At 59.2% G+C, this 20,285-nt stretch carries 17 protein-coding genes and 4 tRNA genes; 7 read left to right on the forward strand and 14 right to left on the reverse strand.

The window, feature by feature from the left end:
* From EJA71_RS19425 to EJA71_RS19450, 6 genes are all read right to left on the reverse strand, one after another.
* Nucleotides 1-1,415 (reverse strand): DUF6531 domain-containing protein (locus tag EJA71_RS19425; RefSeq protein WP_256671778.1); only part of this gene is annotated, 1,415 nt, incomplete at its 3' end.
* Nucleotides 1,416-1,669: 254 nt separating this feature from the next.
* Nucleotides 1,670-2,077, reverse strand: coding sequence for an SEL1-like repeat protein (locus EJA71_RS19430; protein ID WP_158959235.1), 408 nt, complete (start codon nt 2,075-2,077; stop codon nt 1,670-1,672).
* A complete protein-coding gene (locus tag EJA71_RS19435) occupies nt 2,078-2,449 on the reverse strand; it encodes a hypothetical protein (protein ID WP_158959236.1) in 372 nt (123 codons plus the stop codon).
* Complete coding sequence (locus tag EJA71_RS19440; RefSeq protein ID WP_064390909.1) at nt 2,446-2,787, reverse strand: helix-turn-helix transcriptional regulator; 342 nt, start codon at nt 2,785-2,787, stop codon at nt 2,446-2,448. Before EJA71_RS19440 ends, EJA71_RS19435 begins: the two co-directional genes overlap by 4 nt.
* A gap of 112 nt (nt 2,788-2,899) precedes the next feature.
* Nucleotides 2,900-3,355 carry a YkvA family protein gene (locus tag EJA71_RS19445; RefSeq protein WP_064390910.1) on the reverse strand — a complete coding sequence of 152 codons (456 nt, stop codon included), beginning with the start codon at nt 3,353-3,355 and terminating at the stop codon, nt 2,900-2,902.
* Between the two features lie 293 nt (nt 3,356-3,648).
* The gene (locus tag EJA71_RS19450) at nt 3,649-4,368 is read right to left on the reverse strand and encodes an FKBP-type peptidyl-prolyl cis-trans isomerase (protein WP_008077889.1); all 720 of its coding nucleotides are present in this window, start codon (nt 4,366-4,368) and stop codon (nt 3,649-3,651) included.
* Nucleotides 4,369-4,628: 260 nt separating this feature from the next.
* Here EJA71_RS19450 and EJA71_RS19455 point away from each other — a divergent pair, with 260 nt between their 5' ends.
* Nucleotides 4,629-6,437: a di-heme-cytochrome C peroxidase gene (locus EJA71_RS19455; protein WP_158959237.1), complete on the forward strand. Its 1,809-nt coding sequence runs from the start codon at nt 4,629-4,631 to the stop codon at nt 6,435-6,437.
* The gene (locus EJA71_RS19460) at nt 6,434-7,600 is read left to right on the forward strand and encodes a catalase family protein (RefSeq protein ID WP_158959238.1); all 1,167 of its coding nucleotides are present in this window, start codon (nt 6,434-6,436) and stop codon (nt 7,598-7,600) included. Before EJA71_RS19455 ends, EJA71_RS19460 begins: the two co-directional genes overlap by 4 nt.
* A 172-nt stretch (nt 7,601-7,772) precedes the next feature.
* Here the strand turns inward: EJA71_RS19460 and EJA71_RS19465 are convergent.
* The 4 genes from EJA71_RS19465 to EJA71_RS19480 form a co-directional block, all read right to left on the reverse strand.
* A tRNA-Asp gene (locus EJA71_RS19465) sits at nt 7,773-7,849 on the reverse strand.
* Between the two features lie 19 nt (nt 7,850-7,868).
* Nucleotides 7,869-7,944: transfer RNA gene (locus tag EJA71_RS19470), tRNA-Val, on the reverse strand.
* A gap of 196 nt (nt 7,945-8,140) precedes the next feature.
* Nucleotides 8,141-8,217, reverse strand: a tRNA-Asp gene (locus tag EJA71_RS19475).
* Between the two features lie 19 nt (nt 8,218-8,236).
* Nucleotides 8,237-8,312, reverse strand: a tRNA-Val gene (locus EJA71_RS19480).
* A 159-nt stretch (nt 8,313-8,471) separates the two neighbouring features.
* Between EJA71_RS19480 and rdgC the strand changes: the two genes are divergently transcribed.
* The 3 genes from rdgC to sugE all read left to right on the forward strand — a co-directional run bounded on the left by rdgC (nt 8,472) and on the right by sugE (nt 10,955).
* A complete protein-coding gene (rdgC, locus tag EJA71_RS19485; RefSeq protein ID WP_064390914.1) occupies nt 8,472-9,392 on the forward strand; it encodes a recombination-associated protein RdgC in 921 nt (306 codons plus the stop codon).
* Between the two features lie 164 nt (nt 9,393-9,556).
* Nucleotides 9,557-10,522: a bile acid:sodium symporter family protein gene (locus EJA71_RS19490; protein WP_158959239.1), complete on the forward strand. Its 966-nt coding sequence runs from the start codon at nt 9,557-9,559 to the stop codon at nt 10,520-10,522.
* A 118-nt stretch (nt 10,523-10,640) separates the two neighbouring features.
* Nucleotides 10,641-10,955 (forward strand): quaternary ammonium compound efflux SMR transporter SugE, encoded by a 315-nt coding sequence (sugE, locus tag EJA71_RS19495; protein ID WP_003223093.1) that lies wholly within the window; start codon nt 10,641-10,643, stop codon nt 10,953-10,955.
* Between the two features lie 122 nt (nt 10,956-11,077).
* Here sugE and EJA71_RS19500 read toward each other — a convergent pair whose 3' ends face one another.
* From EJA71_RS19500 to EJA71_RS19515, 4 genes are all read right to left on the reverse strand, one after another.
* Nucleotides 11,078-12,952, reverse strand: coding sequence for an MFS transporter (locus EJA71_RS19500; RefSeq protein ID WP_158959240.1), 1,875 nt, complete (start codon nt 12,950-12,952; stop codon nt 11,078-11,080).
* 104 nt (nt 12,953-13,056) lie between these two features.
* Nucleotides 13,057-14,208, reverse strand: coding sequence for a TDT family transporter (locus EJA71_RS19505; RefSeq protein ID WP_158959241.1), 1,152 nt, complete (start codon nt 14,206-14,208; stop codon nt 13,057-13,059).
* 105 nt (nt 14,209-14,313) lie between these two features.
* Nucleotides 14,314-14,625 (reverse strand): cupin domain-containing protein, encoded by a 312-nt coding sequence (locus tag EJA71_RS19510; RefSeq protein WP_158959242.1) that lies wholly within the window; start codon nt 14,623-14,625, stop codon nt 14,314-14,316.
* 51 nt (nt 14,626-14,676) lie between these two features.
* Nucleotides 14,677-15,876, reverse strand: a complete 1,200-nt coding sequence (locus EJA71_RS19515) for an MFS transporter (protein WP_158959243.1) — start codon at nt 15,874-15,876, stop codon at nt 14,677-14,679.
* A gap of 91 nt (nt 15,877-15,967) precedes the next feature.
* Here EJA71_RS19515 and EJA71_RS19520 point away from each other — a divergent pair, with 91 nt between their 5' ends.
* A complete protein-coding gene (locus EJA71_RS19520; RefSeq protein WP_158959244.1) occupies nt 15,968-16,510 on the forward strand; it encodes a TetR/AcrR family transcriptional regulator in 543 nt (180 codons plus the stop codon).
* A gap of 248 nt (nt 16,511-16,758) precedes the next feature.
* Nucleotides 16,759-20,229, forward strand: coding sequence for a PAS domain-containing hybrid sensor histidine kinase/response regulator (locus EJA71_RS19525; protein WP_158959245.1), 3,471 nt, complete (start codon nt 16,759-16,761; stop codon nt 20,227-20,229).
* Nucleotides 20,230-20,285 lie beyond the last annotated feature (56 nt).

Genomic DNA, 20,285 nt, shown 5'->3' on the forward strand with positions numbered 1-20,285 from the left:
CGCGTGCGACGGTTCTCATGGTCGATCCAGACAACAAAATCGCCCTCGAAAACCAAGCGATGCGCCAGCGAATGGCTCCAGCCAAAGCCCAACCCGACATCGATCTCGACCGCGCTGCTGCGATACAGGCGGGTGAACTCGAACGGCAGTACGCCATCGAGCACCGCATCGGTCAGGGTCAGCAGTTCCTCGCCAGTGACCATCGACACCGGACAACCGTTGGTGCAGGTCAGTAGCGCGCAATCGGCGCTGTCGCCGTTGGGGTTTTTCGCTTGATCAGAGGCGTCGTCGTGGTGTTCGTCTTTCTTTAACGAGGCATTGCGTTGGGCATCCCAACGCAGCTGCATTCGGCCCTTTTTCACGCCGGCGGCGATGCCACGGGCGGCGACCGATTTGTATTGATCAACGTATTTGATGAACCCCTCGACGATGCCAAACATCGCCTTCACCAAGCGCTTCACCGCTGACAGCAATTGCGCTGCGCGATCTGCCAGGCGCAGCGTCAGGTAAGCAATCCCTGCGCCCGCTCCGACGAACGTCAGAACCACGCCGATCAACACGTCGATCAGCACCTGAACGATCACCATCGACGCCGCCTCAGCGGTTTTCCCGGCGATCTCGCTGGGCGGCAACATCTCCAGCCAGAGGCTTGCAGTGCGTAGCAGTAAACAGAGAGCCGCTTCGTCGCTGACCAGCAATTGCAGCTTTTCCATGACGTCGGGGGCCGTCGCAGCGAGCGCCATCAACTGCGTGGCACCCTCGCCCAATCGCTCGGCAAACGCCCCGGGGTCCTTGAGAATGTCCGAAAGCAGACCAAGGCTGTCCCACACGCCTTCGATGGCCGCCCAGCTCCCGGCCAACATGCCATTGCCGGCTGCGGTCGCCACCGAATGCGACCACTGCGGCTTGAAACCCTGCCATTCACTGCGCAACCAGCCATCCAGTTCTGCTGTCAGGCCGTCATAGGCAGTGAACAAATCATCGACCTGACCGCTGGTGACTTTGTTGTGCACCAGCACGCGATAGAACTTGCCGGCTGTTCCTGTGAATGAGCCTTTGCCTTGCGCATCCAGAGTGATGGGAGTCGTTTGGCCACCGTCCATGGCGATTACATCGACCACGATGTTGCCCAGCGGAATGTCGTAGACCGATTCGAATCTGCTCTCGATCAGCATCGAGCCGCTCTGTGGGCACTGGACGACGCTGGAGAAGAATTCGTCATCGCTGCTGCTGACGGCAGTACTGCTGTCACCGAAGCGGATGATCCGCTCCATGCCCATCAGCGATGGCAGATCCGCCGCGTGACTAACCTTGTCCGCTGTGCGGCTGGCCCAATGCTTGAGCTGCTCGCGATAAAGACTGAGGGTGTCGGGAAAGCTGTCGAGTTCTTGCTCGATACGGGTGACGGCTTCCATCAGCGCACGCGAGTGTGCGGAGTGGACTGAATAAGCGGGTCAAACATGAGCGTTCCCTCGCGCAAAAATTAGGCGCGGGAACTGTGCGGGGGATTAATCAGAAAAGAAGTCAGGCAAGTAGGTGATGACTGTAGGATTAATCTGTAAAAAAAAGCTCACAACAAAACAGACACATGAAAACGCAAACGTGGCGTGAGGTTTCCCTCACGCCACGTTTATAAAACATCCGGCAATTTGTTTAGCCCACAGAGCATTTATGGCTCAGCGTCGCGCAGGTTCAGCTCTTTCAACTTAAGCTCGGCCAATGGATGCCCGGCCTTTGCCGCCATTCCCCACCAACGTGCGGCTTCAACAGGATCAGGTGCTTTGCTGGGCGTGCCTTTGAGGCTGATCACGCCGACTTGATAAGCCGCTTTGCCATCACCGGCCAAGGCGGCCAGCCGCAACAGACGCACACCTTCCTCACGTGCGCCCAAGCCAACCCCGCGAAACGTCAGGATGTGCCCATAAAAGCTTTGCGCCCCGACATCGCCCAAGTTGGCCATGCGCGCAAACTGACCTTCGAGCCAGCGCCAGCCACGCGGCTGGCGGACAAACCACGACCAGTGAAACAGCCGGCGGGCCAACCAGTAACTGGCCCGCGCCTTGAGTCGGAGAAACACTCAGGCCTCCGCCGATTCCGGGTACTTATATTCAAAAACCCGGACAACTTCCGACGCATGCCAGGAGGCGGCGGCGACACCATCGGACGGCCCGGAGAAACGCCCCAGACGTTCGACACATTCAAAAAAACCGGTACGCGGCAGGCGACTGGCGCCTTGGCTGATGACCAGCGAACTGCGCAACGGTTGCTCGGCCTTGGCGTCCAGCGCGGCCAGATGCTCTAGCGCTGCGGTCAGCGTCTGCATCGCCGGCGTCGGCAATTGCAGGCGTTCGAGCAACGCGCGGTAGGTCAGCAGATGGCGCTGGCGCCGCGCCTGGTCCAGTTCCCCCAGCAATCCATCCCAATGTTGACGACTGATGCGTACGCTCACGATTCATCCCTCCAACCTGGCACCGTCAACTCCCAGGCCAGGCTGCGGCGAATCGCGGCGTCGGGCTGACGCTCGCCACTTTCGATCATGGCCAGATAAGACGGGCTGATGCCTACCGTGCGGGCCAGCGCCTCGATGGCGATGCCCTTCCCTTCGCGCAAACTGCGTAGTTGATCCAGACCTGGAAGAATCGGGTCTGATGATGTCGCGACAGGCGCTGGGGCCGGGCGCGACGGTGTTTCGTTGAGACCTGCTGCTTTCAGTAGAGCCTGATATTGAGCCCAAGGCAGAACCGCGTATTCGGGTTCGCCATCGCGTGCAATTATCTGAATATCCATGACTACCCCGTAGGACAACAACACTTAGCGAGTCGGCACTTTTCCCTAGAAGTGTAATCCTAACAGCGGCTAAGGTCGCGGGGGCATCTATCTGCGAAAGGGACTACAACAATCAGGGCTTTTTCGGGCCCTGAAGTTGAAGTTGTTCAGGGGTATCGGGCAGGCGTTCGACCACAGCGAGTTTTTCCGGCTGCTGGCGGTTGCGCCAGATGCGGAAGGCGTTGAGTTCATCATCAAGGGTTTTCATCAGCCAGGCGAGAACGGCAATGTCGTCGAGCATGCCAAATACCGGGATGAAATCCGGAATGGCATCGACCGGACTAAGGAAATACATCAACCCCGCCACCACCGAGACCAGCGCTTTGCCACTGATGGCCCGGTACTCGCCACGCCAGTAAGCCAGGCACAATGCCTGCAGCAGACGAAGATCATCTTTGAGTTTGCCGAGGCGATTGCCTTGCGCGGCACCTTTGCTGGCTACGGCAAACAGCAAGGTCGGTAAACGTCCACGAGCGAGCAATCGGCCGGCCAGGGGCAGGAATCGAGCGAAATTCCACGGAGCCTTCATCTATTCCTCCCGTTGAAATGTTATCCACACAAATTGTGGATAACCTTGTGAACAGAGCTGCATTTCAGCGCTGAGAGCCCCGTTTTATAAGGGCTGCGCTCAGATCGGGCGTTTTTTACTCACATAAAAAACCCCAATATTTCATTGACTTGGCGGCTCAGGGCGTCTAGTGCGGGCAGCCTCAAAGCTATGACTCCCGGGACCCGCATCGGTTCGCTCTGTTTACCCTTGCCAACCTCCAGATGCAACAACGCCCCGCATAAGCGAGGCGCTGTTGTTGAAACCGAGGCCGATTACTTGGCGGCAGCGGCGTCTTCTTTGGCTGGATCCTTGATGGCCAGCAGTTCCAGGTCGAAGACCAGAACCGAGTTGGCCGGGATTGCCGGGCTTGGCGACTGAGCGCCGTAAGCCAGATCGCTAGGGATGTACAGTTTGTACTTCTCGCCAACGTGCATCAGTTGCAGGCCTTCGACCCAACCCGGGATCACGCCGCTAACCGGCAGATCGATCGGGCTGCCGCGCTCGACGGAGCTGTCGAATACGGTGCCGTTGGTCAGCTTGCCGGTGTAGTGAACGGTCACTACGTCGGTAGGCTTAGGCTGTGGGCCGTCGGCTTTCTTGACTACTTCGTATTGCAGGCCGGAAGCAGTCGTCGTTACACCTGCCTTCTTGCCGTTTTCTTCGAGGAATTTCTTGCCGGCGGTTGCCGACTCTTCGCTCATCTTGGCCATGCGCTCTTCAGCACGCTTTTGCAGCGCGGCGAAGGCTTCGACCAGTTCTTCATCTTTCAGCTTCTGTTCTTTCTTGCCGACGGCATCTTCGATGCCCTGGGCTACCGCTTTGGAGTCCAGATCATCCATGCCTTCCTGAGCAAGGCTCTTGCCCATATTCAGGCCGATACCGTAGGAAGCTTTTTGCGCCGGGGTTTTCAGCTCTACGCTGGTCTGCGAATCACAACCCGCGAGGACCAGGCTAACCAGGGCAACCGCCGCCGCCAACCGATGCTGTTTCATGCTATTTCCTTGTTCATGCGCCGAAAGGGCAATCGAGTAAAGCCGCGAGCTTATCAGGCCGCCACGACCAATGGCTACCGGCATGAGAGCAGGAATCTTCCGATAAGTTCAGGGATTAAAACGCATTTGGGCAAAGGCACGATGAAGCTTCTGTCATCTGTGCCTGACAAGCCTTCCCACACCATCTGGCGTAATGGCCACTTGCCCAGCATGGTCCGGCTCAGGCATAACAGCGCAACAATTCGACAAGGATGTTTATCTTGCGCCTCTTATTCCGTGTGCTCACCCTGATCGTGGTGCTGCTGGGACTCGTCCTGGCAGTGATTCTGTACTACGTCGCCAACCCGAAATTGCCCTTCTACACCCCCGCCCAGCAGGTGCATTACCTGAATCAGTGGAGTGAAGAAGAACGGCAAACCTACTATTTCACGCCGCAGGGCACGCAGGTCAAAGGCTTGCGCTATGAGTGGTTTCAGGCGCTGGAGTTGCCGTTCTCCGAGCAGCGATTCGCCGCTCCCGACTACCTTGCCCGTTTCGGCTTTCTCGTCGATCCGCAACAGAAAGCCACGGCGAACAATCCCGGCAACCTGCCTGTCGGCTTTGCCCGACATCAGAATCCTGGCAGCTCCGAGCAATATCTGGACATAACTTGTGCGGCTTGCCACACCGGCGAATTGCACTTCAAAGGCCAAGCCATACGCGTGGATGGCGGCGCGGCGCAGCATGTGTTGCCTTCCAGCGTTCCTACATTGCGCGGTGGCAGTTTCGGACAGGCATTGGTCGCCAGTCTGACCTCAACCTACTTCAATCCATGGAAATTCGAACGCTTCGCCCGAAACGTGCTCGGTGATGAGTACGACGCGCGTCACGAGCAACTGCGCAAAGACTTCAAGACCTCGCTCGACACCTTCCTGAAAGTCGCCTGGAACGATACCCACCGCGGCCTCTACCCGACTGAAGAAGGTCCCGGCCGTACCGACGCGTTCGGGAGGATTGCCAATGCGACGTTCGGTGATGCGATCTCCCCTGCCAACTACCGCGTGGCCAATGCGCCGGTGGACTACCCGCAACTGTGGGATATGTGGACGTTTGACTGGGTGCAATGGAACGGCTCGGCCCAGCAGCCGATGGCGCGCAATATCGGTGAGGCATTGGGCGTCGGCGCTACCCTGAGTTTCTTCGACAGCAACGGCCAGCCACTGCAAGGCGATGCGCGTTACGCCTCCAGCGTGCGCGTGCGTGATCTGCACAAGATTGAAGAAACCTTGCAAAAACTCAAGCCGCCCGCCTGGCCGGAAGATCTACTGGGCGCTATCGATAAACCCCTGGCCGCCAAAGGTCGCATGCTGTTCAGCGAGAACTGCGCCGGATGCCACGTCCCGCGGACAACCCAGGAGGGCGAGCGCTGGGTGCAGCACCTGCACATGCTACCCGTTGACGTCATTGGCACCGATCCGAATGCAGCCACCAATATCGCGAATCACCGCTTTGATCTGACGGCCCTGCAATGGGATTTGCAAGAACTGAAGAATATGGACGTCAAGCTGCATCCAGAGCCCAAAGAACCGCTGGTTCTGAGCCAGCTATCAGTCGCCAAGGGGCTGGCTTACGTCACCGCATTCGTCGAAAACCGCGCCTACCGCGAAGCCAAGGTTACGCCGGAAGAAAAGCCAGACCTCGATGGCTTTGGCCTGCCAATCGGCGTGCGCGAAAAAGTCGCCTACAAGGCGCGCCCATTGGCGGGCGTCTGGGCCACTGCACCGTTTCTGCACAACGGTTCGGTGCCGACTATTTACCAGTTGCTCTCACCCCAGGATGAACGCCCAACCACCTTCTATAAAGGCACGTTCGAATACGAACCACGGCATCTGGGTTATCGCACCGAAGCTTTCCCCAATGGCTTTCTGTTCGATACGCGGATCAGCGGCAACCACAACAGCGGTCATGAATTCCGCGCCGGCGAGCGCGGTAACGGCGTCATCGGCCGACTGCTGCAACCGGAGGAACGCTGGGCGTTGTTGGAATACCTGAAAGTTCTCGGCGGCCCACTGGAGGCGCAATTGCCATGATCCTGCCAACCTTCAAGAAAGAACTGCCACTGCTCGCCCGAATCTGGTTGTGGCTCGGGCGTTTACTCGGCAAAACGCTGTTGATACTGCTCACCATCGGCCTGCTCGGCTGGGCTGTCGCCACCGCGTGGTTTGCCTGGCAACAGCGCGGGCCGGTGTCGGCCATCGAGCAGATTCCACCTGGCGAGGCGGCGATGACGCAGGACGTGATCCAGACCGCTGTGCGCATCGTCGATCAACATCGCGAACCCACGCGGTATTTGCGCGACGCGCATGCCAAGGCCCACGGCTGTGTAAAGGCTGAGGTCCAGGTCTTGCCTCAGTTGGCGCAGTCGTTGCGACAGGGCGTTTTCAGCGAACCGGGAAAAACCTGGCAAGCGATCATTCGCTTGTCCAATGGCAACGCTTACCCGCAATTCGACAGCATTCGCGACGCCCGTGGCATGGCGATCAAATTGCTCGACGTGCCGGGTAAACAGCTGTTTGGCGAACGTGCGCAGCGGCGTGAACAGGATTTCGTCATGTTCAGCCACCCGAACTTCTTTGTCAGCGATGTCGCCGAGTACCGTCAGAATGTGGCCGCTCAGGCTGACGGCAAAAAGGTCATGGCGTTTTTTCCGGGCTGGGATCCACGCACTTGGCAGATCCGCCATTTGTTTATTGCCTTAGCCACGCTGTCGCCGCCGCCAGACAGTCCGACGGGGACGACCTACTTTTCGGTCTCGCCCTACAAATTCGGGAAGGCCAATGCAAAGTTTCGGGTGATGCCGGATCCGGACAGTTGCCCGGCCTACGCCTTGCCGAAACAGAATCAAGATTTGCCGAACTTCCTGCGCAGCGCTCTTAGTCAGCAGTTGTCGGCGGATCGAGTGCCGGCGTGTTTTGTCCTGCAGATCCAGCGTCAAGATGCGAACCGGTACATGCCGATCGAAGACACCAGTATTGAATGGCGTGAGCAGGACTCACCTTTCGAGACCGTGGCGCGGATCACACTGCCGCCACAGGACTTCGATACGCCTGCGTTGAATCTTGCGTGCGACAACCTTTCGTTCAATCCGTGGTTCGGCATTGAAGCGCACCGGCCGATTGGCGGGATCAACCGTCTGCGCAAAGCCGTGTATGAGGCGGTGAGTGATTATCGGCATAGCCGGAATGCCCTGTAGGAGCTGTCGAGTGCATGCGATCTTTTGATCTTAGAAAAGCAAGATCAAAAGATCGCAGCGTACCGCAGCTCCTACAGGGGTTCAGGTGATTTCTCAAATCGCAGACAGCAAAAAGCCCGCACTAGGCGGGCTTTCTGTGGAGTCTGGCGTTCAGTGTTCCAGATTCCGAATATGGCGCAGCGGACGGGACTCGAACCCGCGACCCCCGGCGTGACAGGCCGGTATTCTAACCGACTGAACTACCGCTGCGCGAAACGCTTGAAACGAATGGTGGGTGATGACGGGATCGAACCGCCGACATTCTGCTTGTAAGGCAGACGCTCTCCCAGCTGAGCTAATCACCCTTTGCTTCGCTTCGTTACGGGACGCATTATGCCACAAGTTTTCGTAAAGTGTTGATTTAATTGAGGTTTTTTTCAAATAAATCCGAAAACCGGTAAAACGACACATCCCGCGGGTACAACCTTGGAGCAGAAAAAAACCCGCCTTGGCGGGTTTTTCCGTGGTGACCTGGCGTTCAGTGGTCCAGGTTACCGAATATGGCGCAGCGGACGGGACTCGAACCCGCGACCCCCGGCGTGACAGGCCGGTATTCTAACCGACTGAACTACCGCTGCGCTAAACACTTTAAACGAATGGTGGGTGATGACGGGATCGAACCGCCGACATTCTGCTTGTAAGGCAGACGCTCTCCCAGCTGAGCTAATCACCCTTCGCTTCGGTGTGGCGCGCATTCTACGGAGCGACCCAACCTCTGGCAAGCACTTTTTTAAATAATTTTCTCAGGCCTTCCAAAGGCTTAGAGAAGGGTTGGCCTATGAGACGGCGAAGACAATAATGCCCCCCTTTGTATAAAGGAGAGACTCACCCCATGTGGTTCAAAAACCTGCTTATCTATCGCCTGACCCAAGACCTGCCTGTCGATGCCGAGGCGCTGGAAACTGCACTGGCCACCAAACTGGCGCGTCCATGTGCAAGCCAGGAGTTGACCACCTACGGTTTCGTCGCGCCGTTCGGCAAAGGCGAAGATGCTCCATTGGTGCACGTCAGCGGTGATTTCCTGCTGATTTCCGCGCGTAAAGAAGAACGCATTCTGCCGGGCAGCGTCGTGCGTGACGCGGTCAAGGAAAAGGTCGAAGAGATCGAAGCCGAACAGATGCGCAAGGTCTATAAGAAGGAACGCGATCAGATCAAGGATGAAATCATCCAGGCGTTCCTGCCGCGCGCCTTTATCCGTCGCTCGTCGACCTTCGCCGCCATCGCGCCGAAGCAGGGGCTGATCCTGGTCAACTCGGCCAGCCCGAAACGCGCCGAAGACCTGCTGTCGACCCTGCGTGAAGTGATTGGCACCCTGCCCGTCCGTCCGCTGACCGTGAAAATGGCACCGACAGCGGTCATGACCGATTGGGTCACCACACAGAAAGCCGCCGACGACTTCTATGTTCTGGACGAGTGCGAACTGCGCGACACCCACGAAGATGGCGGTATCGTGCGGTGCAAGCGTCAGGATCTGACCAGCGAAGAAATCCAGCTGCACCTGAGCACCGGCAAAGTCGTCACTCAACTGTCGCTGGCCTGGCAGGACAAACTGTCGTTCATGCTCGACGACAAGATGACCGTCAAACGCCTGAAGTTCGAAGATCTGCTGCAGGATCAAGCGGAGCAGGACGGTGGCGATGAGGCACTGGGTCAGCTGGATGCCAGCTTCACCCTGATGATGCTGACCTTTGGCGACTTCCTCCCGGCGCTGGTGGAAGCGCTGGGTGGGGAAGAGACTCCGCAGGGGATCTAAAGCCAACCAGTTCCCAATGAAGGAACCGGTACAAATGTGGGAGCTGGCTTGCCAGCGATAGCGGTACATCAGATGGCTGAAAGTTGCCTGATACAACGCCATCGCTGGCAAGCCAGCACCCACAGTTCGATTTGTGTTGTTCATTTAATAATAAGGACCAGGCCATGCGCGCACTGGCTGCACTCAGCCGCTTTGTCGGCAACACCTTCGCTTACTGGGTTCTGATATTCGCCGTCGTGGCCTTCCTGCAACCGGCGTGGTTCCTCGGCCTCAAAAGCGCGATCGTGCCGCTGTTGGGCCTGGTGATGTTCGGCATGGGCCTGACCCTCAAACTCGACGACTTCGCTGCTGTCGCTCGCCATCCGTGGCGTGTGGCGCTGGGCGTGGTTGCCCATTTCGTGATCATGCCCGGTGTGGCGTGGTTGCTCTGCCAGGCGTTTCATCTGCCACCGGAAATCGCGGTCGGCGTGATTCTGGTTGGCTGCTGCCCAAGCGGCACGTCGTCCAACGTGATGACCTGGCTGGCTCGCGGTGATCTGGCGCTATCGGTCGCGATCGCTGCCGTTACCACCCTCCTCGCCCCGTTGCTGACCCCGGCGCTGATCTGGCTGCTGGCTTCAGCGTGGTTGCCGGTGTCGTTCATGGAGCTGTTCTGGTCGATCCTGCAAGTGGTGTTGCTGCCGATCATTCTCGGTGTGGTTGCCCAGCGTCTGCTCGGTGACAAAGTTCGCCACGCGGTAGATGTGTTGCCGCTGGTGTCGGTGGTCAGCATCGTGATCATCGTCACCGCCGTAGTCGCCGCGAGTCAGGCGAAAATCGCCGAATCCGGTCTGTTGATCATGGCCGTGGTGATGCTGCACAACAGCTTCGGTTATCTGCTGGGTTACTTCACCGGGCGTCTGTTCAAGCTGCCACTGGCCCAGCGCAAGTCGCTGGCCCTGGAAGTCGGCATGCAGAACTCCGGCCTGGGTGCTGCGCTGGCCAGTGCGCACTTTTCGCCATTGGCGGCGGTGCCGAGTGCCTTGTTCAGTGTGTGGCACAACATTTCCGGGGCGCTGCTTTCGACGTACTTCCGACGCATGAGCGAGAAGGAAGATCGCGAGGCCTCGGCGCAACAAGCCGCCGACTGAGCCGAAACTTGATCCCCGGATTAATGCTGGTCAAACTGTCGCGCAACGCGGGGACGACCCTGCGGCTCGATCGAGTCATTAATCTGGGGACGACCCCGTCAATCGATGGAGGTCTCTCATGTCCTGGATCATTCTGTTTTTCGCCGGCCTGTTTGAAGTGGGCTGGGCCGTCGGTCTGAAATACACCGACGGTTTCACCCGTCCGCTTCCCACCGTTCTGACCGTTGCGGCCATGGCCATCAGCCTTGGTTTGCTGGGCCTTGCGATGAAGGAATTGCCGCTGGGCACGGCGTATGCGATCTGGACCGGTGTCGGAGCCGTGGGCACCGTGATTGCCGGGATCATTCTGTTTGGCGAGTCGATGGCATTGATTCGGCTGGCCAGTGTGGCGTTGATCATTACCGGGTTGATTGGGCTTAAGGTCAGCGCTTAGGCCTCTGGACCCATCGCTGGCAAGCCAGCTCCCACAGGTTCGGTGGTGTACACAAATTAGGTGTCCACTGAAGATCACTGTGGGAGCTGGCTTGCCAGCGATGAGGCCTGCTCAATCAGCGGTTATCTAACCGCCCCGCGTAACTCCCCCACCAACCCCTGCAACTTCGCCGGCTCAGCCGCCTCAACAGTGACTGGCGAACCCGCCACCAGCGTCACCCGCGACCACAACCGGTGAAACAAGCCCTTGTTCGGATCGCGACTGAAGAAGCTCCCCCACAATCCCTGCAACGCCAGCGGAATCACCGGCACCGGCGTCTCTTCGAGAATTCGCGTCAGCCCGCCCCGGAACTCATTCATCTCGCCATCTGCCGTCAACTTGCCTTCCGGGAAGATGCACACCAGCTCACCGTCTTTCAGATACTGGGCAATCCGCGTGAAGGCCTTTTCGTAGATCTGAATGTCTTCCTGGCGCCCGGCGATAGGAATGGTCCCCGCCGTGCGAAAGATAAAGTTCAGCACCGGCAAGTTGTAGATCTTGTAGTACATGACAAAGCGAATCGGCCGACGCACCGCGCCGCCAATCAGCAAGGCGTCGACGAACGACACGTGGTTGCACACCAGCAGTGCCGCGCCTTCGTCAGGAATCGCGTCAAGGTTGCGATGTTCGACGCGGTACATGGAATGGCTGAGCAGCCAGATCATGAAACGCATGCTGAACTCGGGAACGATCTTGAAGATGTAGGCGTTAACGCCGATGTTGAGCAGCGACACCACTAGGAACAGCTGTGGAATCGACAGTTTCACCACGCTCAACAACACGATCGAAACAATCGCCGAGACCACCATAAACAGTGCGTTGAGAATGTTGTTGGCCGCAATCACCCGTGCCCGCTCGTTCTCGGCGGTGCGCGACTGGATCAGCGCGTACAGCGGCACAATATAGAAGCCGCCAAAGATCCCGAGGCCGAGGATGTCGACCAGCACCGCCCAGGTGTGCACAAAGCCCAGCACCTCAATCCAGCTATGGCCGGTAACACTGTCGGGGATTCCGCCGGAATGCCACCACAGCAGCAGCCCAAATACGGTCAGACCGAACGAGCCGAACGGCACCAGACCGATCTCGACTTTGCGCCCGGAGAGCTTTTCGCAAAGCATCGAACCGAGCGCGATGCCGACCGAGAACACCGTGAGAATCAGGGTGACCACGGTCTCATCACCGTGCATCCACTCCTTGGCATAGGCCGGTATCTGCGTCAGGTAAATCGCCCCGACAAACCAGAACCACGAATTGCCGACAATCGAGCGCGACACAGCCGGTGTCTGGCCCAGACCGAGTTTCAACGTGGCCCACGACTGGCTGAAGATATTCCAGTTCAGGCGCATTTCCGGGGAGGATGCCGCCGCGCGCGGAATGCTCCGGCTGGCCAGAAAACCCAACACGGCGATGCCGACGATGGCGATCGACACCAACGGCGCGTAGTGAGTCGAAGACATGATCACCCCGGCGCCAATGGTGCCGGCGAGAATCGCCAGAAACGTGCCCATCTCCACCAGACCGTTGCCACCGACCAGCTCATCCTCACGCAGCGCCTGCGGCAGGATCGAATACTTCACCGGCCCGAACAGCGCCGAGTGCGTGCCCATGGCGAACAGCGCCACCAGCATCAGCGACAGATGATCGAACAGGAAACCGACGGATCCCACTGCCATGATGGCGATTTCCGCGAGTTTGATCAGACGGATCAACGCGTCCTTGGCGAACTTTTCACCGAACTGCCCGGCCAGCGCCGAGAACAGGAAAAACGGCAGGATAAACAGCAGCGCGCACAGGTTGACCCAGATCGAGCGGTCACCTTCGATGGTCAGCCGATAGAGAATGGCGAGGATCAGCGACTGTTTAAATACGTTGTCGTTAAACGCACCCAGCGACTGAGTAATAAAGAACGGCAGGAAGCGCCGGGTGCGTAGCAGGTTGAACTGTGAGGGGTGACTCATCTTCCGTGTTTTCCTGATTTTTTGAATAGGTAGAGAGGCCTGGGGTACTGCCTATTGGAATCTCGAAACGCGATCCAGGCCACACCTAACCTAAACTTTTCAGGTTATTGCTTCAATCCTGCGATGCACGGCGAGACGAACAGCTCGCCACGCCAGGCGCCCTGCACAGTGCGCTTGCCGACAATCAGCCACATCACCGCCAGTAACATCACCAGCGCCGAACCGAAGACACTGAAAAACGTCAGGTTCAGGATGCTCGCCAGCTTCAACGTCGCCAGCGAATACACGCCCAGCGGAAAGGTAAAACCCCACCAGCCGAGGTTGAACGGGATGCCGTCACGCAGATAACGCACAGTGATCAGCACCGCCATCAACATCCACCACAGGCCGAACCCCCACAGGGTGATGCCCGCCACCAGGCCGAGGCCCGAGGCGATTTCGCCGACACCCGGCAGACCGTTGGCCGCAAAGATGGTCGGCGCATCACTGCCCAGCAGCAACATGCCCAACGCACCCGTCCCGATCGGGCCAAGCGCCAGCCAGCTCGAGGCCGCCATGTTTTCGTGGGGCAGCTTGTGCAAGGCCATGCGCAACAAAAGGATCGTCAGAATGCTGAACGCGACGGGTAGGGAAAATGCCCAGAGCACGTAGCTCGTCGTCAGCACCACCAATTGCGAGTGGGCGTCGGTCAGGTGCGGCGCGAGCAGTCCGCCGCTGGCCGCCGCCACTTCTGCCGCCACTACAGGTAACAGCCAAACCGCCGTCATCTGATCGATGCTGTGTTCCTGGCGGGTAAACATCATGTAGGGAATCAACACGCCGCAAGCCAGCGACATCGCCACATCAATCCACCAAAGCACTTCGGCCAGATGAATCACGCCATCGCCCCAACGCGGCAGACCGAACACCAAGAAACCATTAATGATGGTCGCCAGGCCCATGGGAATGGTGCCGAAGAACATCGACACAGTGGAGTGGCCGAAAATCCGCCGCGCCTCGTCGAAAAATACAATCCAGCGCGCGGCGTAGGCGATTGTAAACAGCGTGAACAACAGCATGTTGAACAACCACAACCCTTCGGCCACGGCGTGCAAACCGGGAATTGCAACCGGCAGTTGCGCCAAGGCCAGCGCCAGCACCCCGGTACCCATGGTCGCGGCGAACCAGTTCGGGGTGAATTGGCGGATCACCTCACGCGGATGCTGAAGTTGGCTGAACGGCTTGATGTCGGGTTTAGCGGTGTTGGGGCAAATCATCACGAACTCCTGTCCTCTGGTGAGGTTGAGTCCATGGTAGAACCGAATCGAATATCTATATAACGGGTAATATCTCTAACTGTTATCTGTTTTGCCAATATGCAATCAAACACTACCTTCGGATTCGATCACCAGAATCCGCGCCACGCCTTGTGGATGGGCGACATGCTCGGTGCCGACCGAGGCGTAGAAAATGTCGCCGACGTCTAACTGCACCCGTTTTTCCTCGCCGTTTTCACGGTAATGCATCATTACCTCACCATCGAGCACTACGAACACTTCCTCGCCGTCGTTGACGTGCCATTTGTACGGCTGATCGGTCCAGTGCAGGCGCGTGGTAATGCCGTTCATATTGGCGATATCCAGCGCACCCCAAGCGCGCTCGGCGGTGAAGGACTTGCTGCGAATAATCTTCATGAATCGATCCCTGAAATAATGGCCGGCCAAGGCTAACCGAAACCGTGGCCATTATGGAGCGCTGCACGCCTTGACTGCCGCTGGACGCAAGCTCAACACCAGTGCGCCAACAGCCAACACAATCAACACCGCACCATAGCCATCGGTGGTCGCCAGCAGCCCATAGCTGCGCGACAGATGCCCGGCCAACAACGCCGGCAAGCAGAACGCCAGATAACTGAGCACGTAATACGCCGACATCAAACCCGCCCGTTCGTGGGGCAAGGCCAGTGGCACCAGGCTGCGCACGGCGCCGAGAAACCCGGAACCGAAGCCGCAACCGGCGACCAATGTGCCGAGGAAAAACAGCGGCAGACTGGCGCTGTGCACGCCGAGCAGGATCAGCACCAACCCCATCGGCAGCAAGCTTGCGCCCAGTTGCAATGCGCGTTTGGCGCAGCGATTGCGCAAGGTGAAGATCATCAGCGCGCCGGTCACGGTCAGTGTTGCGACCGTCGCGCCGCCGATCAGGTTGGACGTTGAACCGGTGGCGGTGCGCACCAGTGACGGCGCCAACGATGCGTAAAAACCACCGAGTGCCCACGTTGCGGTGTTCAATGGCAGAACCTTCCACAACGTCGAGCGCGCTTGAACCGGCACGTGCAACGTTGGGCGTAGCGACGCCCAGGCGCCGGCCTGCGGCGAGACGCTTTCTGGCAGGCGCCAGACATACACGCCCTGCAATACAAACAGCGCCAGCAACCACCAATAGGTCAGCTGCAACGGTGCCGGGGCAAATTCGGCGAGCAAACCGCAACCCATGCCACCCAGCGCCATCCCTAACAGCGGCGCGACGCTGTTGATCAACGGGCCTTGCTGGCGATCGGTGTCGAGCAACGTCGCACTCAATACCGCCGTGGCCATACCGGTGGCAAAACCTTGCAGGACGCGAGCACTGATCAGCCACGTCACGCTATCGGCGTAGATGAACAACAGCATCGCTAGCGCATTGAGCAGCACGGCGGTGAAGATCACCGGTTTGCGTCCGAGGTGATCGGACAGCGAGCCGACGGTCAATAGAGCCGCCAGCAGACTGAGCGCGTAAACGCCGAAGATCAGTGTTAGCACCGCTGCCGAGAAATGCAGCTGATCCTGATACAAGTGATACAGCGGCGTCGGCGCCGTGGACGCGGCGAGAAAACTGAGTAAGGTAATCGCCAGAAACCACAGGCTGGATCGATGGGAAGCGACGTTATCTAAAGGGCTGGCCATGTGCACACTCCGCAAAAGCTAATTTTTTGCTTTTGCGGAGTGTGCTACCCCCTCGCGCTTAAAGCAAATTCTTTGTGTTAAGGTCTGCCGCATGGCTATTAAAGAAGGTTTACGCCCCGGCGGTCGCAGCGCCCGGGTGCAAGAGTCGATTCACTCGGCAGTCCGCGCACTGCTACAGGAACAGGAGCGCTCGACGGTGACCGTGCCGCAAATTGCCGCGCGCGCCGGGGTGACGCCGTCGACGATTTATCGGCGGTGGGGCGATCTGGCGGCGCTGCTCGCCGACGTGGCCCTCGCTCGCATGCGTCCGGACAGCGAGCCGGCTGAAACCGGCAGTCTGCGCAGCGATATCCGCGCGTGGGCCGAGCAATATCTCGACGAAATGAGTTCCGAGCCCGGACGCAACATGATGCGCGATGTGCAGGCCAGTGCTACGCCGGGCTATTGCGTGATAATTATTGGCGCACAGTTGCAGACGATCATTGCTCGGCACCCGGATGAAGCGGCGCCGAGTGTTGATCGGTTGATCAATCTTGTGGTGGCGCCGGTGGTGTTCCGGATTCTGTTTTCGGCGGCGGCACTCGAAGTGGAAGAACTACACAGGTTGATTGATATCGCGTTGCAGCAGGACTGACGCCATCGCTGGCAAGCCAGCTCCCACAATGATCTCCAGTGAACCCAAATTTTGTGGGCGCCGCGAATAATGTGGGAGCTGGCTTGCCAGCGATGAGGCCCGACCGGTCACCGCAAAAAACCACCCGGTTCCAGACCTGCGACACCCCGCCACGCCACGACCTTGGTCGACACTGACTAACCGCCCCGCGCATGCGAGACTGTCCGCCCGGGCAGGAGTGCCGGGGAGTCTTCTGTCGGGAGTGTTGCATGTCGTTGTCCACCGGGCTGATCGCCGCCGTCGCCCTGGCCTATATGGCCATCATGTTCGCCATCGCCTTTTACGGCGACCGTCGCAGCGCGCCGTTGCCGCCGCGCATGCGCGCCTGGGTGTACAGCCTGTCGCTGGCGGTTTATTGCACCAGTTGGACATTCTTCGGTGCGGTTGGCCAGGCGGCTGAACAACTGTGGTCATTCCTGCCGATTTACCTCGGGCCGATCCTGCTGCTGGTGGGCGCGCCGTGGGTTCTGCAGAAAATGGTGATGATCAGCAAACAGGAGAACATCACCTCCATCGCTGACTTCATCGCCGCGCGCTACGGCAAATCGCAATCGCTGGCGGTGGTGGTCGCGCTGATCTGCCTGGTCGGCGTTTTGCCCTACATCGCCCTGCAACTCAAAGGCATCGTTCTCGGTGTGAACCTGCTGATCGGCGCCGGCGCCGACGCCATGGGCACTCGCGCCCAGGACACCGCGCTGATCGTGTCGCTGGTGCTGGCGCTGTTCACCATTGTCTTCGGCACGCGCAACCTCGATGCCACCGAACACCACCGTGGCATGGTGCTGGCGATTGCCTTCGAATCGCTGGTCAAACTGTTCGCCTTTCTCGCCGTCGGCGCCTTCGTCACCTACGGTTTGTACGACGGTTTCGACGATTTGTTCAATCAAGCCATGCTCGCGCCACGCCTCGAGGAGTACTGGAAAGAAACGATTAATTGGCCGTCGATGGTGGTGCAGACCGGTGTGGCGATGATGGCGATCATCTGCCTGCCCCGGCAATTCCATGTAACCGTGGTGGAGAACATCGACCCGCAGGATCTGCGTCTGGCCAAATGGGTGTTCCCGGCCTACCTGGCTTTGGCCGCGCTGTTTGTAGTCCCGATCGCTTTGGCCGGTCAGATGATGTTGCCGAGCGACGTCTTGCCCGACTCTTTTGTGATCAGCCTGCCGTTGGCGCAAGCCCATCCGGCGCTGGCGCTGCTGGCATTTATCGGCGGCGCGTCGGCGGCGACGGGCATGGTGATTGTCGCCAGCGTGGCGTTGTCGACCATGGTTTCCAACGACATGCTGTTGCCATGGCTGTTGCGGCGCAACAATGCCGAGCGCCCGTTCGAAGTGTTCCGCCAGTGGATGCTGTCGGTGCGCCGCGTCAGCATCGTGGTGATTCTGTTGCTGGCCTATGTCGCCTATCGCCTGCTCGGCTCGACCGCGAGCCTGGCGACCATCGGCCAGATTGCCTTTGCGGCCGTGACGCAATTGGCCCCGGCGATGCTCGGCGCGTTGTATTGGAAACAGGCCAACCGTCGGGGTGTTTTCGCAGGGCTCGCTGCCGGTACGTTCCTGTGGTTTTACACGCTGATTCTGCCGATTGCCGCACACAGCCTTGGCTGGTCGCTGAACAGTTTTCCGGGACTGGCGTGGCTGCACAGCAATCCGTTGAACCTGCCAATCACCCCGCTGACGCAAGGCGTGGTGCTCTCGCTGGCGGGCAACTTCACCTTGTTCGCGTGGGTTTCTGTGCTGTCGCGCACGCGGGTTTCGGAACACTGGCAGGCCGGGCGCTTTATCGGTCAGGAAATCAGTGCAAGACCGAGCGCACGCTCAATGCTGGCGGTGCAGATCGACGATTTGCTGCAACTGGCTGCGCGGTTCGTCGGTGAGGAACGCGCGCGACAGAGCTTCATTCGCTTCGCCTATCGTCAGGGCAAAGGCTTCAACCCGAACCAGAACGCCGACGGCGAATGGATCGCCCACACTGAGCGCTTGCTGGCCGGTGTGCTTGGCGCTTCTTCGACACGCGCTGTGGTAAAAGCCGCCATCGAAGGTCGGGAAATGCAGCTGGAGGATGTCGTCCGAATCGCTGACGAAGCCTCGGAAGTGCTGCAGTTCAACCGCGCCCTGCTGCAAGGCGCCATTGAAAACATCACCCAAGGCATCAGTGTGGTCGACCAGTCGCTGAAGCTGGTGGCGTGGAACCGCCGCTATCTGGAGCTGTTCAACTACCCGGAAGGTTTGATCAGGCTCGGCCGGCCGATTGCTGACATCATTCGCTACAACGCCGAACGCGGTTTGTGCGGCCCCGGGGAAGCCGAAGTCCACGTGGCCCGGCGCCTGCACTGGATGCGCCAGGGCCGGGCGCACACCTCGGAACGGCTGTTCCCTAACGGCCGGGTGATCGAACTGATCGGCAACCCCATGCCGGGCGGCGGATTCGTCATGAGTTTTACCGACATCACCGCGTTCCGCGAAGCCGAACAGGCGCTGACCGAGGCCAACGAAGGCCTGGAACAACGGGTCAGCGAGCGCACCCAGGAACTGTCGCAACTCAACGTCGCGCTGACCGAAGCCAAGGGCAACGCCGAGTCGGCGAACCAGTCGAAAACCCGTTTTCTCGCGGCGGTCAGTCACGACTTGATGCAACCGCTGAATGCGGCCCGGCTGTTCTCCGCCGCCCTCTCCCATCAAGACGATGGCTTGAGCAGCGAAGCGCAGAAACTGGTGCAGCATCTGGACAGTTCGCTGCGTTCGGCGGAAGACCTGATCAGCGACCTGCTGGATATTTCCCGTCTGGAAAACGGAAAGATCAACCCCGATCGCAAGGCGTTTGCGGTCAACGAACTGTTCGACACACTGGGGGCCGAATTCAAGGCCTTGGCACAGGAGCAAGGCCTGACGTTCCGCGTACGTGGCAGTCATTTGCGCATCGACAGCGACATCAAGTTACTGCGGCGGATTCTGCAAAACTTCCTGACCAACGCGTTCCGCTATGCCAAAGGCCCGGTGTTGCTGGGCGTGCGCCGGCGTGGCGGAGAATTGTGTCTGGAAGTCTGGGATCGCGGGCCGGGGATTCCGGAAGACAAGCAGCAGGTGATTTTCGAAGAATTCAAACGCCTCGACAGTCACCAGACCCGCGCCGAAAAAGGCCTGGGGCTGGGCTTGGCGATTGCTGATGGTTTGTGTCGCGTGCTCGGTCACTCCTTGCGTGTACGCTCGTGGCCGGGGCGCGGCAGCGTGTTCAGTGTCAGCGTGCCGCTGGCCCGCACGCAAACCGCACCGGTCAGCGCAGCCGCCGAGCTGAACGGCAAATTGCTCAGCGGCGCGCAGGTGCTGTGCATCGACAATGAAGACAGCATCTTGATTGGCATGAACAGTTTGTTGAGCCGCTGGGGCTGTCAGGTGTGGACGGCGCGCAATCGTGAGGAATGTGCGGCATTGCTCAACGATGGCGTGCGTCCGCAACTGGCGCTGGTGGATTACCACCTCGATCACGGCGATACCGGCACCGAGTTGATGGCCTGGCTGCGCACCACGTTGGGCGAGCCAGTGCCCGGTGTGGTGATCAGCGCGGACGGGCGTCCGGAAACGGTGGCGCAGGTGCATGCGGCGGGACTGGATTATCTGGCCAAGCCAGTGAAACCGGCGGCGTTGCGGGCGTTGTTGAGTCGGTATGTGCCGCTTTAAAAGCAAAAGATCGCAGCCTGCGGCAGCTCCTACATAGATCCCTCGTAGGAGCTGCC

Origin of the sequence: Pseudomonas sp. PB106 (genome assembly GCF_009764645.1) — a bacterium.
GTDB lineage: Bacteria > Pseudomonadota > Gammaproteobacteria > Pseudomonadales > Pseudomonadaceae > Aquipseudomonas.